The sequence below is a fragment of the Oscillospiraceae bacterium genome (assembly GCA_035353335.1).
In the GTDB taxonomy this organism is placed as follows: Bacteria; Bacillota; Clostridia; order Oscillospirales; family JAKOTC01; genus DAOPZJ01.
The window spans coordinates 1-14,135 of sequence record DAOPZJ010000002.1 but is presented as its reverse complement, the minus strand read 5'-3'; the positions used below and the strand labels follow the sequence as shown (position 1 = coordinate 14,135).

Here is a 14,135-nt window from a genome sequence, read left to right as displayed (position 1 = left end):
ATGCAAATCATGATATAATCGGTTCAGAATGAATTCGGGGGGATTTTATGGGAATCTGCGCAAGAGAGTACCCGCTGTTTTCTGCCTGCGGACTGAACTGCGGCTTGTGTCCGCGTTTTTTTACCGACGGTCCTTCCCGGTGCCCGGGCTGCGGTGCCGAAGGGTTTTCGCAGAAGCACCCTTCGTGCGGCTTTTTATCGTGCTGCCGCCGCCATGAAGTCGAATATTGCGGACTGTGCGCAGAATACCCCTGTGCACGATATGACGGGGCCGAACAATACGATTCCTTTATCACCCATCAAAACCAGATGAAGAATTTCGAAAAGATCAAAGAGATCGGTTTCGAGGCTTATCGGGTTGAACTGAATCGTAAAGTCACACTGTTAAATAAATTACTTAACCATTTCGACGACGGTAAAAGAAAGAGTTATTATTGTCTGGCAGTTAATCTGATGGAGTTGGAAGATATCGAATTGGTGATACAACAGTTTACTGCTCACGGTCAATCCGATACGCCAAAAGAAAAAGCTGCGGCGGCGGTCGGATTATTCGAAAAAATTGCGAGTAAACGCGGAGTGACGCTGAAGCTGCGCAAACCGGAGCCGAAAGCGGAAAAAGAAGCAGGGAGAAAAGCGTTATGAGATATGCGATTTTATATCATCCGGGGCATAACCGGGTCTATTTTGAGACGGCTTTAAAACTGGCGCTGTCGGAGTTTGATATTGCGGCAAAACGGCTTTCCTCGAAGTGTTGCGGACCTCAGAATAAAAATATCGGCGGGAACGAATACCTCGTGTTTGAGACGGCGGGGGAGTTGTCGGAAGATGATATCAAAATCGTCTCGGGATTGTCATTCGTCTATGCGCTGTTTGCGCTGGAGGGTGAAGACGGCGGGCTGCGGCTGCGTCCGATTTTGCGCTCCGACGAGCACTTTGTCGAAGAGGGCATCAGCGCGATGCTGAAATACACGGGGAAGACCAACGAAATTTTTACACGGATGATGATCAACATCGCGCGATATTCTCAACCCTGCGACGAGCCTCTGAAATTGCTTGATCCGCTGGCCGGGAAAGGCACAACGCTGTTCGAGGGACTTATCAAGGGTTATGATGTGTACGGCATCGAAATCGGTGAAAAAGTCACCTTGGAAGCGGTGCGGTTTCTACAGAAGTTTTTAGAGACCGCGAAATATAAGTTCGAATATAAAACGGTGCGAATTTCGGGTTCGAACAAGTCGTTTACCGCGCTGCGCAGCACCTTTGAGATTGCGCGAAACCGACAGGAGCAAAAAGAAGGCAAGATTAAAACTGCGGAATTGATTGCGGGGAACGCGCAGTTTGCGGCGCAATACTATAAAAAGAACTTCTTTCATATGATTGTCGGCGACCTGCCCTACGGGGTTCAGCATACCAATGTGACCGACGAAAAGCAGTCCGCGATGACCCGCAGCCCCGCCGAACTGTTAAAGGTTTGTCTGCCGGGGTGGGTGGAAGTGCTGCGTCCGGGCGGCTGCATGGTTCTTTCATGGAACAGCAATGTGCTTGCGCGTGAAAAGATGGCGGAGCTTTTTGAAAGGAAAGGGTTGACTGTTTTAAACGACGGCCCGTATGCGCAGTTAGAGCATCGGGTGGATCAAGCCATTTTAAGAGATATCATTGTCGCAAAAAAAGGCAAATAAGAATGAATCCCACCACTGTTACAGACGATAGACGAATTACAGAGTAATTCGTCCGGGGAATTCACAATGTGAATTCCTTGCCCCCATTCCCTTTAACACCGTGCCGTTCTTGGCACGGCGGAAGGCAAGACAACCGCAGGTTGCTTTTTCTATTCCACCGCGGGTGGTGGATTTCGAACCGGAAGCGGCTATAATTGAGTTATACAGGAGTTTATCCGGGAGGTAATGAGATATGACTATCGGAAGCAAAATCGCAGCGCTGCGCGCCAAAGCAGGACTGACGCAGGAGGAACTGGCGGACATTCTGCATGTCTCGCGGCAGGCGGTGCAAAAATGGGAATCGGACACGACAAGACCGGAACTGGACAAGCTTGTCGCAATCGCCGAATATTTTAATGTCACGCTCGACGGATTGGTGTGCGCCAAGACCGCCGCTAATAATGACGAGGAACTGCGTTTTAATCGGGAATTTGTACCGAGTTATGCCGACATGCACGGGTGGGAGGTCTATTCAGCCAACATCCACATCGAGTGTGTGCAGATGGCGGACGAGGGATATGATATCGAACCCTATAAAAAGCTCGCCAACGAGATCAGCCTGCTGCCGCCCGGAAAAGCCCGTGAGGAAATGGCCGAGATTTTATACGGGCTTTTGAAGAGCTGCAAAAAGCAGGAGGGCTACAAGTTTAACGAGCCGTCCGATTTAGAAGGTATCAAGGCATTATGTGAGGGCAGTTCGGACAAAGCCGCTCCGGTTGACATAAAAACATTGAAAGAGAAAATCAAGGGCGCATGGCTTGGGAGAATTGCGGGTTGTTTGCTCGGGAAACCCATTGAGGGTATTCGTACAAAAGAACTGATTCCGCTGCTCAAAGAGACCGGGAACTATCCGATGCATCGCTATATAACGGCCGATGAGATCACCGATGAGATTGCAACGAAATATACGTTCCCGATTAAAAAGCGCAGTTATGCAAAGACCATTCCGAATGCGCCGTCCGACGACGACACCAATTACACCGTGATGGCGGCGACCCGGCTGCTCCAAAAATACGGGCGGGAATTTCAACCGATCGACGTGGCAAAATGCTGGCTCGCGAATCAGCCGAAGGACGCCTACTGCACCGCCGAGCGGGTGGCATTTGTCAACTTTGTAAACGGTTTTTATCCGCCGGTTTCGGCGATTATTAAAAATCCGTTCCGCGAATATATCGGCGCGCAGATTCGGGCCGACTATTTCGGCTATATAAACCCCGGTGATCCGGTCGAGGCCGCCGATATGGCGTGGCGGGATGCCTCGATTTCGCATGTGAAAAACGGCATCTACGGCGAGATGTTCGTCGCGGCGATGATTGCCGATGCGGCGGTGACAAGCGACGTTCGGAAGATCATCAACGCGGGACTGCGGCAGATTCCGATAACCTCGCGGCTTTATGACGAGATTCAAAAACTGCTTGCTATGATCGACAACGGAGAGAACGCCGAGACCTGCATGGCGTGGATTCATAAAAACTATGACGAGGGTACGGGATATCACTGGTGTCACACGATTTCGAATGCGCTGATTGTGGTTTCCGCCTTGATTTTCGGGGGGCTTGATTTCGGGAAGTCAATCTGCCTTGCGGTACAGACCGGATTTGACACCGACTGCAACGGCGCGACCGTCGGCTCGATTGTCGGCATGGCGATCGGCGCGGCGGGCATTCCGAAACACTGGACCTCGGTATTCAACGAAAAAGTGGACACTTCGATTTTCGGCGTCGGAACGGTCTCGGTTGAAGAGATGACGGAATTGACGATGAAACACATTAAAGGCTGAATGAAATAAATATCATCAATGAGAATGAGGGATATGCGGAGATTACCGCATATCCCTTTTTCGCCGCATCACCCGCCTTGATAACCGGCCCTTCTTATGATATCATACAGAGGGAACAGGCATTAAGGTGTAAATGGGGTTAATCATGCTTATAACATTATTGACTTTGGCTGACAACGGAGATGACCGGTTGTTTTTCGCGCAAATTTATGAAAAAAACGAAAAACTGATGCTTGTGATTGCAAACCGGATTCTGCATTCTAAGGAAAAGGCGGAGGAAGCGGTTCAGGACGCTTTTGTCAAAGCGATTGAGCATCTTTCGGAACTGAAACGAAAAAACGAAGAGGAATTGAAGGCCTGGCTGATTGTTGTCGTCAGACACATCTCGCTCAATACCGCGAAAAGAGAATCCCAGGTGGAGTATTTTAACCCACAGGATTGGTATGCGGCGGAAACAGACAGAACGATTGAAGGTTTTAAAAATGAGATCAATTACCGACGGCTGAAAGAGTCAATAAGAGAATTGCCATCGGTGTATGAAGATGTTTTATATCTGCGCATTGTGTGCGAGTGGAGTTATGAAGAGATCGAACGGGAACTCAATATCGAAGAAAAAATCCTCGGAACCCGCATCAAGCGAGGTAAAGAAATGTTAATTCGTAAACTGATGAGAGAGGAAAATATAAATCAACTCCAAAATACGAAAATTTCCAAATAAATTTTTATCAGGTGTCAGAAAACAGCCTTCTTAATTGTTTTATATAGTGAAGGGGAAAAGTTCCCTTAAAATCCGATTGGGAGGATTAAAAAATGGGCGATCAATTGGATGCGGTACTGAAAGAGGCGCTGACGGACTCGCTGCTTTCTGACTATGCGGGTGTCATTGAGAAAGCAGAAGGTGAAAATGTCTCGTTCAGCAAACGGTATTTAACACGGAAAGAACAGATGCTGCGCCATCCGGAGGGGTTTGTAAAAAAACACCGTCGGTATGTCGCCGCCATAATATTCAGAGTCGCCGCAGTGGCGGTTATTATTCTGATGTCGCTGGCCGCAGGCGCCGCGCTGGTCAAAGGAATTTGATATCGTAAGAAAAAATAAAATCATTAAAAACCCATATATTTATGAAAGCGGTTTCGTCGGAAATGAGCTCGAAACGGTTAAATAGGCCGGTCGAGAAGTAGTTTTCAATCGTAAACTGCTTATATTTTCGGTTGAAGAACGCGCCTTTTATCTGATCTATTCGCATGTCGAAGATCAGTAAAAGGATGAGAGTGATAATCCTGCTGTAAAATAAATGGAAATCTCTTTCTGATAAAAGTTAAAATATGGCTATTTAAAGCCGTAAGGTATATTTTTCATCTATTTGTCGAAATATGTCGAAATATTTTTTAACAATTTTTTTATTGAAATGTAAGAAAACGGCCTTTTCGATTGTTTATATATGCAGAGGGGAAAACCATGGTATCCGGTCCCAATATTAAGCAGTGCAGGCTGCAGCCGCAAATGACCGGATGAAACGGGGTTTCACCGTGCATTCACTAAAAAACAAAACAAAATTTCGAATGGAGCAAAAAAGTCATGTTGAGTTTCGGCAAATTTCAGTACAAAACAGCTTGCGAAAAGTACACGGACTGCCAGGCGGGATCGCATGAGGGTTATGCGATTATTGGGCGGGAGCGTTTCCGGAGTGGGATATGCATGCTCCGGGACGTTACGACTTCGCGTGAAACTGCAGACACACTGGTCGATTTAATGAACAGCAATCAGGTGGACTTGTGCCAAATGCAGGAAATTACGGAGGATTTGTTGGCAACCATCTCTTGAAGTCTATTGTATACCTTTTTAAAAAATAAACCGGGCGTCCGATGTCGTGACGCCCGGTTTTTGCTAGATTGGCCGCATTTTGTTTTTCATTTCTATTCAAGCAAAATGTTATCGTCTTGCTTTCCGCTTTGGGTCAATTGGGCGCGGCGGTTTTAAACCGGCAGCTTCGAGCGCCCGCGGCCATGGGCCGAAATACGCTTTGATTGCAACAATTTCTTCGACTGAAAAATCACCGCGCTGAGGATAACGCTTAAGCCTCTTTTCGGAAAGCGACTGTTGTTTTTCGCGCAAGAGGGCTATACAGGCATCTTTATCGAATTTTTGACCGGTCATAAAGGTTTCCTTTCCTCTTACGTGAATTCAAATTCTTTAAAATGATTTCGTTGTTATCCTATCATTTGGGCAGAGCAATGTCAATTCATTCGTCATAAAAACGCCGCCCGGGTGACGGAGCGGCGATAAAAAATTATTAAATGATTACCCGATGAACATCTGGGACCAATAATAGCCCTCTTCGAAGAAACCGACGCCGATCTGAGTGTAACTTGCGTTCAGAATATTCGCCCGATGTCCCGGAGAGTTCATCCAACCGTCGAAGACGCTTTGCGGAGTTGTATAACCCATCGCAATGTTTTCACCTGCACTTCGGTAAGTGATGCCGAAGGCTTTCATCATATCGAACGGCGAGCCGTAAGTCGGGCTCGTATGCGAAAAATAGTGCTTATCGTGCATATCCTGCGCCTTATAGCGGGCAACGCGTGCCAGCTGCCAGTTGATGGTCAGCGGTTTCAGACCGTTGGACTTTCGGGCTTGGTTCACCAGGTCCACGACCTTTTGCTCATACGCCAGTTGCTGGGCGTCCGGCAGCGGGATCTTGATGACTTGATCGGGGTAGATCAGAGCGGGATTTGTAATCTGCGGGTTGAGCGCGATGATCTCACTGACGCCCACCTGATACTTGACGGCAATCTTCCATAGGGTGTCACCTTTGACCACTTTATAAGTGGCGGTCTGCGCGGCCATCGGGAAGACCGATATCATAAACAGCAAAATTGATGCCAAAAGAACCGACAATGTCGTTTTGAATTTTTGTTTCAAATTCACACCTGCCTGTTTATTTATTTTGACAAAATCAATATGAAATCTCAAAGAGATTCCGTCGGTTAGTATGCGCAAAAACGACTTTTGAATTGTCCCAAAACGCGCAAATGTATGCCATTTCACATGGAAAGCGCTCCGTGTTTTGAATTCTCATTTTTCGCCGTTTTAAAAATTAAAAAAATTCAAAAAGCGAAGTTTGATTTTTCTCCGGATTCATGATAAAATAAAAACGGTTTGGTAATTTTATCTTAAGGTAGATTTAAGCAAAAAAGGAAAATCGCAATAGTAGTTTCAAGAATAGACGAATTCGGTTCGGAAATAAAAGCCGTATGCATTTGATGATTGCACACGGCTTTTTGAGTTTTTAAATTAACATTTCCGGTCCGAATGGTGCGCCGAGATCGCAGCTCCCTATCTTTAGCGCTTAACTCGCATAGTTGCGCTTGATTTTGTTGGTCGTGGTCTTGGGGAACGGTTCCGTGCGGATGACGACTTTCGAGATCATCTTATACGGCGGAAGGCCCGCGCAGGCGCTTTGAATTTCGCCGAGAACATCCAGATTCGAGTGGTCGCTGACGCCCTCTTCGCAATAAATTTCTGCGATCAACGAAAACTGCTCGCCGTGTTTACTTGCGTCGGAACTCACAATGACATCGGTGATGTAGGGCAGGCGGGCAATGTAGGCCTCGATCTCCTCGGGATAGACGTTTTTGCCGTTCGAGAGCACGATAATATTCTTTTTGCGGCCTGTAATCAAGAGCTGGCCGTAATCGTTCATACGGCCGTAGTCGCCGGTATAAAACCAACCGTCGACTAACACTTTGGCGGTCTGTTCGAGGTTTTTATAATAGCCCATCATCACGACGTCGCCGCGCACACAGATTTCGCCGGTGCCGTCTTCGGTCTCATTGTCGATTTTGATGTCGACACAAGGCAATTTAACGCCGACCGTCGTGGGATCATTGAAGGTGTCATTGTTAGCCGAGACCAGCGGCGAGCACTCGGTAATGCCATAACCGTTGATCAGGTTGATGCCGATGGCGTTGAAAAAATCGCCGACTTCGGGCCGGATCGGAGCGCCGCCGCACACGATCTTGATAAGCCGCCCGCCGAACTGCTCGTGGATGTTTTTAAACAGCTTGCGGCGGACGTCGATGCCCACTTTGAGTAGGGCATTTGAAATCTTGATTGCTTTGTCAAAATCCTGACGCTTGCCGGTCTTGTCGATGCTCTCGTTGATCTTTTTATAGAAAAACTCCGCGAATGCCGGAACCAGATAGACATAGGAGGGGTGATATTGCATCAGATTCTTTTGGACATTGCGGATTTTATCGTTGATGCAGATTGTGGAATGGTGGTGCAGTGAGACCAAAATGCCGCTGACCGCCTCGTAGGTATGGTGATAGGGCAGTACCGAGAGGCAGGTGTCATAGACCGTCGAGACCTGGAGGCCGTAATAAATGCTCGAGACGAGGTTGTGTTCGGACAGCATGACTCCTTTTGCCATGCCGGTCGTTCCGGAAGTATACACCAGCATACGTAACTTCATCGGGTCGTTTTGTAGTATATCGTACTCATGCTTATCCATGGACTTGCCGTTCTCGAGTAGAGTGTCGAAGTCGTACAGACGTAAAGTTCCAATTGCCGCGTCGGTCTTGTCAAAACAAATCACGTTCTCGATGTCGGGCAGGCGGTGTGCGTTTTCCTTGAGAATCGGAAGGTAGTGCGCATCGCAGAAAACCGCGCGGCTGTCGCTGTGAATGAGAATGTTGATGATGTCGTCGGAGGGAAGCTCTTTGTCGATCGGAACGAATACGCAGGCGCTCTTGACCACGGTCAGGTAAGTCACAGCCCAGCGGTAGCTGTTAATGCCGATGCATGCGATGTGGTCGGTGCGATGCCCGAGATCGGTCAGAGCCGCGCCGAGAGCTTCGGTATCGGATAAAAATTCGGAGTAGGTCTTTTCGTAATCATGCTCGTTTTCTTTATAGCGGAATGCGACAGTATCGCCGGCTTCGGCGGCGGATTTGTCCAGCATTTCACGCAGGGTTGAAAATTTTTCAACCTGATAATAGGTGATTTTACCCTTCGGTTTTCTCGATTTTGCCATTAAAAATGCACTCCCTTCGGAATATGTTCTGCTTTATTTTTATCGCATTTTGATTCCGAATACCACCTACTGTTGCCGAATGTGTTTCTACCTTGCAAATAGGGGCGGTAGAGACGGTTTTGAGTGTCTCTACTGTTGGTAGAATTTCGCGTTATACAGCCAAATTTCGCTGTTGCATTTTAAATTTTGATGTGGTAGAATATTACCATGGAAAACCTGAAACACTTAATCTCGCAAAATATCGCATCCCTGCGCCGTGCGGCCGGAATGACCCAAATCACTCTCGCGGAAAAGCTGCACTACTCGGACAAAGCGATATCAAAATGGGAGCGCGGCGAGTCGCTTCCCGATATAGCCGTTTTAAAAGAGATCGCCGACCTGTTCGGGGTGACGGTCGATTTTCTGTTATTTGAACATACTGATGACAAACTACCCGAGCCCGAGGTAATGCCAGACGAGATTGCCGCCGCACGCCGGAAAAACCATGTGACCATCGCTTTATTGGCGACTGCAGCGGTCTGGTTAGTGGCAACGATTTTGTTTGCCGTGTTATATCTGATCGGTATCAAATTGCGGCTCTGGACGATTTTTATCTATGCGGTGCCGATTTCTTGCATTGTGGCTCTGGTGTTCAATTCGATCTGGGGCCGCAACAAAAAGTGGAACTATTTGATTGTTTCGCTGTTGATGTGGGGCATTTTGTTTTCTCTTTATATTCTGTTTTTGGAGGAAAACATCGCCCTGATTTTTACGATCGGCATCCCGGGACAAGTCATCATTTTAATATCGACACAATTGCAGCAGACCAAACGCATGATTCAAAATTATTTCCCGCCGAAGGGGAAAAAATAGGCGAATTGAAATGAAAAATCGGCGGCGGACGTTTTCTCGTCCGCCGCCGGGTTTTCATTTATTGAGGGGATATCATTTATATTTATAGTTGTTAACGGTATATTGGCTTTTTCACTTTAAATTTTACATTTTAAACTTTACACTGACCTCGGCCCGACGTTCGAGACATCAATCGGCTTGAAGCCAAGAGCAAAGGCAGGGGAATTCGGTTTCAGGGTGAAATCAAAGTGTTCTGGGTTGACAAACATGGGATCGGCGACGACGCTGTCCTCCTCGTTTTCATAGGACTTGATCTCATCGAATTTCCGGAAGCCGGGCAGGTCGAGCATCATTGGCTCGGCGGATTTGGTGTCAAAATAGAGATTCTTGCGCAAACAGATCGTGCGGTCGGTGATATGGTTTTGTTCGGCGTTGGGTGTGTAGCAGAAGGAATACATCGGCTTACCCGCCGAATAGAATAGATTGCCCTCGGCGATTAACGACAGGTGCCGTTCGAACCGCGAGATGCGCAGCAGATTGCGGCCGGCGAACGCGAATATATTGTTGCGGATGGTGTTGCCCGCGCCGTAGTGCTGGTGGCAGCAGTTGTCGGAGAGGTTATAGCAGATGTTGTTCTCCATTAAAACACCCGCGCTGCCCTCGTCGGTATACAGGCCCCAACCGCCGTATTCGCGGTCGTTGATGTCGTGAATGAGGTTGTTGCGCACGACCGTTCCGGGCTGCGCGCCGAGTAAATAGACGCCGCCCATGTCGGAGAGGATGCCGTGACCGAGGTCGTGGATGTGGTTATAGGCGATCAGGTTGTCGCGGGTGACGCTCGGGGTATAGCCCCAGACCCAGCCGCCCGAGACGCCGCTGTAATAGAGGTCGCCGATTTCGTTGTGGACAATCGTGTTGCCGTAACTGTTCATAAACAGCACGCCGCAGGCAGCCATATGACGGCGTCCGCAGTGCAGAATGCGGTTATCGGAGATGAGGTTATGATGGTTGATGCGAGCGGGGTCGAAATAGGCCGTACCGCCGTTGAGTTTGATGCCTCCCGCGCCGCCGTCGGTGAACTCGTTATTCAAAATGCGGAGGTTGCTGCAGCCGTCCTCGGCGCAGATGCCGTAGAGCCCGTAATTTGCAAACCGGCAGTTCTCAATCGTGATGTTTTCGGCATAAGTCAGATTAATGACGCCTTTTGCACCTGCAACACCCTGTCCGTCGGAAGCCGTCGGTATGGCAGGTTGGCCTTCATGGATTTTGGTCGAACCAACATAATCGCCCCGGGTATGAGAAAACGTCAGGCCGCGCAGTGAGACACCTGTAACCGGAGAGAAGCCCTTTGCGGCGCGGTTGTCTTTTTCGATACCGTGCAGCTCAAACAGCGACGATACATCGGGCGCGTATGCTACAAGGGTTTCGGGGGTTTGATTTTTGTCGCGCGGGACATAATACAGCATACCGGACGGGCGGTCGAGATACCATTGGTTCGGCTTTTTGAATAGTTCCGCGACATTTTCGAGGTAATATTCGATGTCTTTATGAATCTCAAAGCGGCTGGTATATTTGAACGTGAGCTTTCCCGTTTCCTTGTCATAGGACTCAATGGGGGTGTGCTCGTCAATCCAATAGTGGCAGAAGGAGACGATGCAGTTGGTGAGATTCTTAAAGTCCTTGATGTCCTCTTTTTTAGCGATCATCCACTTGGAACCGTGGTGCAGGACCTCGCTCTCGACCTCGACAGAGAGCTTGTGCAGATAACCGGTTTCGGGATAACGGGTCAACTCGGCACGCGTGTCGTCGACCCAGAGGTCGGTGAAATCCCATTTGCCTGTTTTGATGTCGTCGAGACAGACCGAGAAACAATCCGTGCCGTTGAATTTTGCCTTTTGAAAACCCGTGATGGGCCTTGCGCCACTGATGACGACCGGTTTGTCGTCATAGGGCTCAATCACCAGATTGCCGACGGGGTTTTTGATCAAAAGCGGCTCGGATAAAAAGTATTCGCCGCCGAAAAGTTTGATTGTGACGGGTTGAAGCTGGCCCGCTCCGCGCAGTTCCTCGACGATCAAGAGTGCTTTTTTCAAATCGCCGATGGGTCGGTCAGAACGGAGTCCGTCGCCTTTGCCGCCGACGGATGCATAGATGGTGGAAATCTCATTGCAGTTCATGGAAAGTTTTCCTTTCTTGACAAAGAAATTCATTTATTCTATATTATAACAGAGGTGTATTTGACGGTCAAGGACAAATGACGACTAAAGTATACCCATTCTTTTTCATCGCCAAGATTTTGATAAATCGGTTTTCATTGAGACAACACGGAAGGGGAGTTAGATTTCGGATGAACGAACTTGTATATAATGTGCCGGAAATGCGCGATCTGCGCGAAATGATGACCCGGAGCGTACGGGACTATCCCGACAATGTCGCTTTTCTTTTCAAACGGGGAGAGCGTGTGATCGAAATCTCTTATGACCGCGCGATGCGGGAGATGATCTGTCTGGCCACCTATTTGAATTCCCTTGGGCTTGAGGGCAAAAAGGTCGCCGTCATTGGCAAGAACAGCTATGATTGGGCATTGACCTATCTGGCGGTCTGCTGCGGCGTCGGCGTTATTCTGCCCATCGACAAGGAACTCAAGAGCCACGAGGTTCAGAACATCCTCGATATCTCCAAAGCTGCCGCGGTGATCTATGCCCCCGAGGTCAAAAAGACGCTGGATGAGTGTACAGGCGATTTCAAACGCCTCTCCACCGCCGATTTTCCCGAGTTCAAACGGGTTGGGCAAACGCTGCTCGACGCTGGCGACAGATCTTATGACCGGCATCATGTCGATCCGTTCGCACTTGGTATTCTGCTGTTCACGTCCGGCACCACCGGCGTCGCAAAGGGCGTCATGTTATCCCAAAACAACATCATGTCCGACGTCATCAGTGTGAGAAAGGTGATCTCCCTCTCGCCCGAAGACCGCTCGCTTTCGGTATTGCCCCTGCACCACACCTATGAGTGCATGGCTGGTTTTCTGACGATGCTCTACGGCGGTGCAAGCATCGCGTACAACGAGAGCTTGCGCACGATTCCCGCTGATTTGCAGCTTTACAGCCCGACAATTTTTATCGGGGTCCCGTTGCTGTTTGAGAATATGATGGCCGGAATCATTAAAAAATATCGGGCCATCAAAGGCGGGGCGGCAGTATTCGCGGCGCTGAAAACCATTGCAAGACCGCTTGGCACCGAAGCAAGGCGCAAGCTGTTCCCGTCGGTTCATAAGTTCTTCGGCGGAAAACTGAGAAGATTAGTTTGTGGTGCTGCCGCTTTGAATCCCGAGACCTTCAAGAACTTTGAGCTGTTCGGTTTTGAGGTACACGTCGGTTATGGTCTGACCGAGACCTCGCCCGTGTGCATGATGCACGGCGATTTCTACCGCAATCCCGACGACATCGGAATGCTGCTTCCGGGTATATCGGCACAAATCGTCGATCCCGATAAAAACGGCGTTGGCGAGCTGGCTGTCAAAGGCGGCAACGTGATGCTCGGATATTATGAAAATCCCGAAGAAACCGAAAAGGTCATGCGCGACGGTTGGTTTTACACCGGTGATCTGGCACAGCAAAAAGAAAACGGCGCTTTTAAGATCGTCGGACGCTGCAAGAACATGATCGTTGTCGACAACGGCAAAAAGGTCTTCCCGGAGGAACTGGAGTATTATCTCGAGGAAGACAAGTTTGTCAAAGAAGCACTGGTCTGCAGTCAGACGGCTGAAGACGGGAGAGTTACGATCTGCGCACGGCTGTTTCCTGATTATGATGCCGTCAACGAGGCACTGATTGAGCGGGAAATCTATCCCGATGACCCCGGCTATACCGACGCGGTCAAGGACATGATGCGCGATGCAGTTTTACGTGCCAATCATAAACTTCCCCATTATAAAATGGTTAAATTGATGGCGGTAAGAACCGCGGAATTCGATAAAACCACAACGAAAAAGATCCGGAGAAACGCGCCCGAAAACCACGCGGACGAACTTTTCCCAATCGCCTGAAAATCGATTCAGCTTCTCTCAAGTCCGAGGAAAGTTGTGATAAAGTGCTTGACAGCCGCCGTCTGTTATGATATGATAGCAAAGCGTTTCGCACAGACGGCGGCGTAGCTCAGCTGGCTAGAGCATCCGGTTCATACCCGGACGGTCATGGGTTCAAATCCAATCGCCGCTACCAGAGATGCAAAGGGGATATCCCCGATTGAAAAATCCGCTCAGCGGATTTTTTAAAGTGAACACGCGAAGCTTGTTCAAGAGAGAGCAAGGCTTCCAAGCGGTTTAATGATGTGAAAAGCGTCTTTAAAACGCTTTTGGCCCGTTGGTCAAACGGTTAAGACACGGCCCTTTCACGGCTGAGATAGGAGTTCGATTCTCCTACGGGTCACCAAAGAAAAGCACTCGCAGAATCTGCGGGTGTTTTTTAATTGACAGAGTTTTTTCTTCATAGGGGAATAATTACTGTGATTCGGGACTATCTCATTTTAGACGCCCCTCCTGAATGAGAAACGCCTTCGGGCGGAATTCTGAATTACAATTACATCGCAACTTTCCTCAACGGAAAAAAAGTTTAAAAAGGAGTATGCCTGCAGGTTTATTGAAATGCGGAATACACCGCATGTTGGTTTGCCAAGCGAAACATCAATAATCATCATTAGTGGGGCAGCTTTCGATATGTTGGTTTGTCAATGATGTGTTACAAAAAAGATAAGAAAGAATCTCATTGATA

Annotated in this window: 12 protein-coding genes and 2 tRNA genes; 10 read left to right on the top strand and 4 right to left on the bottom strand. The window is 48.6% G+C overall.

Going from position 1 to position 14,135, the window contains the following annotated elements; translation table 11 throughout:
* The first annotated feature begins 47 nt into the window (after positions 1–47).
* The 6 genes from PKH29_00730 (at position 48) to PKH29_00705 (ending at position 5,321) form a co-directional block, all read left to right on the top strand.
* Positions 48–641, top strand: a complete 594-nt coding sequence (locus PKH29_00730; GenBank protein ID HNX13360.1) for a DUF3795 domain-containing protein — start codon at positions 48–50, stop codon at positions 639–641.
* A complete protein-coding gene (locus PKH29_00725; GenBank protein ID HNX13359.1) occupies positions 638–1,678 on the top strand; it encodes a hypothetical protein in 1,041 nt (346 codons plus the stop codon). Before PKH29_00730 ends, PKH29_00725 begins: the two co-directional genes overlap by 4 nt.
* 232 nt (positions 1,679–1,910) lie before the next feature.
* Positions 1,911–3,497 carry an ADP-ribosylglycohydrolase family protein gene (locus PKH29_00720; protein ID HNX13358.1) on the top strand — a complete coding sequence of 529 codons (1,587 nt, stop codon included), beginning with the start codon at positions 1,911–1,913 and terminating at the stop codon, positions 3,495–3,497.
* Between the two features lie 145 nt (positions 3,498–3,642).
* A complete protein-coding gene (locus PKH29_00715; protein ID HNX13357.1) occupies positions 3,643–4,215 on the top strand; it encodes a sigma-70 family RNA polymerase sigma factor in 573 nt (190 codons plus the stop codon).
* 92 nt (positions 4,216–4,307) lie between these two features.
* On the top strand, positions 4,308–4,577 hold the full coding sequence (locus PKH29_00710; GenBank protein HNX13356.1) for a hypothetical protein: 270 nt from the start codon (positions 4,308–4,310) through the stop codon (positions 4,575–4,577).
* A 618-nt stretch (positions 4,578–5,195) separates the two neighbouring features.
* Positions 5,196–5,321: a hypothetical protein gene (locus tag PKH29_00705; protein HNX13355.1), complete on the top strand. Its 126-nt coding sequence runs from the start codon at positions 5,196–5,198 to the stop codon at positions 5,319–5,321.
* Between the two features lie 108 nt (positions 5,322–5,429).
* On the opposite strand, the gene PKH29_00700 is transcribed toward PKH29_00705, so the two are convergent.
* From PKH29_00700 to PKH29_00690, 3 genes are all read right to left on the bottom strand, one after another.
* Entirely contained in the window at positions 5,430–5,654 is a 225-nt protein-coding gene (locus PKH29_00700; GenBank protein ID HNX13354.1) for a hypothetical protein, read from the bottom strand.
* Positions 5,655–5,798: 144 nt separating this feature from the next.
* Positions 5,799–6,362, bottom strand: a complete 564-nt coding sequence (gene safA, locus PKH29_00695) for a SafA/ExsA family spore coat assembly protein (GenBank protein HNX13353.1) — start codon at positions 6,360–6,362, stop codon at positions 5,799–5,801.
* Between the two features lie 484 nt (positions 6,363–6,846).
* On the bottom strand, positions 6,847–8,532 hold the full coding sequence (locus PKH29_00690; GenBank protein HNX13352.1) for an AMP-binding protein: 1,686 nt from the start codon (positions 8,530–8,532) through the stop codon (positions 6,847–6,849).
* Positions 8,533–8,739: 207 nt separating this feature from the next.
* Between PKH29_00690 and PKH29_00685 the strand changes: the two genes are divergently transcribed.
* Positions 8,740–9,384 (top strand): helix-turn-helix transcriptional regulator, encoded by a 645-nt coding sequence (locus tag PKH29_00685; protein HNX13351.1) that lies wholly within the window; start codon positions 8,740–8,742, stop codon positions 9,382–9,384.
* 137 nt (positions 9,385–9,521) lie between these two features.
* Here PKH29_00685 and PKH29_00680 read toward each other — a convergent pair whose 3' ends face one another.
* Positions 9,522–11,540: a right-handed parallel beta-helix repeat-containing protein gene (locus PKH29_00680; GenBank protein HNX13350.1), complete on the bottom strand. Its 2,019-nt coding sequence runs from the start codon at positions 11,538–11,540 to the stop codon at positions 9,522–9,524.
* A gap of 170 nt (positions 11,541–11,710) precedes the next feature.
* On the opposite strand from PKH29_00680, the gene PKH29_00675 reads away from it, so the two are divergent.
* The 3 genes from PKH29_00675 (at position 11,711) to PKH29_00665 (ending at position 13,796) form a co-directional block, all read left to right on the top strand.
* Complete coding sequence (locus PKH29_00675) at positions 11,711–13,411, top strand: AMP-binding protein (GenBank protein ID HNX13349.1); 1,701 nt, start codon at positions 11,711–11,713, stop codon at positions 13,409–13,411.
* Positions 13,412–13,509: 98 nt separating this feature from the next.
* Positions 13,510–13,586: transfer RNA gene (locus PKH29_00670), tRNA-Met, on the top strand.
* A gap of 135 nt (positions 13,587–13,721) precedes the next feature.
* A tRNA-Glu gene (locus PKH29_00665) sits at positions 13,722–13,796 on the top strand.
* Positions 13,797–14,135 lie beyond the last annotated feature (339 nt).

Bases quoted from the DNA above. Each gene is read 5' to 3' on its own strand.
- PKH29_00730 (HNX13360.1), top strand. From the start codon at position 48: ATGGGAATCTGCGCAAGAGAGTACCCGCTGTTTTCTGCCTGCGGACTG.
- PKH29_00675 (HNX13349.1), top strand. From the start codon at position 11,711: ATGAACGAACTTGTATATAATGTGCCGGAAATGCGCGATCTGCGCGAA.
- PKH29_00700 (HNX13354.1), bottom strand. From the start codon at position 5,654: ATGACCGGTCAAAAATTCGATAAAGATGCCTGTATAGCCCTCTTGCGC.
- PKH29_00715 (HNX13357.1), top strand. From the start codon at position 3,643: ATGCTTATAACATTATTGACTTTGGCTGACAACGGAGATGACCGGTTG.
- PKH29_00705 (HNX13355.1), top strand. From the start codon at position 5,196: ATGCTCCGGGACGTTACGACTTCGCGTGAAACTGCAGACACACTGGTC.
- PKH29_00720 (HNX13358.1), top strand. From the start codon at position 1,911: ATGACTATCGGAAGCAAAATCGCAGCGCTGCGCGCCAAAGCAGGACTG.
- PKH29_00725 (HNX13359.1), top strand. From the start codon at position 638: ATGAGATATGCGATTTTATATCATCCGGGGCATAACCGGGTCTATTTT.
- PKH29_00680 (HNX13350.1), bottom strand. From the start codon at position 11,540: ATGAACTGCAATGAGATTTCCACCATCTATGCATCCGTCGGCGGCAAA.
- PKH29_00690 (HNX13352.1), bottom strand. From the start codon at position 8,532: ATGGCAAAATCGAGAAAACCGAAGGGTAAAATCACCTATTATCAGGTT.
- safA (HNX13353.1), bottom strand. From the start codon at position 6,362: ATGATATCGGTCTTCCCGATGGCCGCGCAGACCGCCACTTATAAAGTG.
- PKH29_00710 (HNX13356.1), top strand. From the start codon at position 4,308: ATGGGCGATCAATTGGATGCGGTACTGAAAGAGGCGCTGACGGACTCG.
- PKH29_00685 (HNX13351.1), top strand. From the start codon at position 8,740: ATGGAAAACCTGAAACACTTAATCTCGCAAAATATCGCATCCCTGCGC.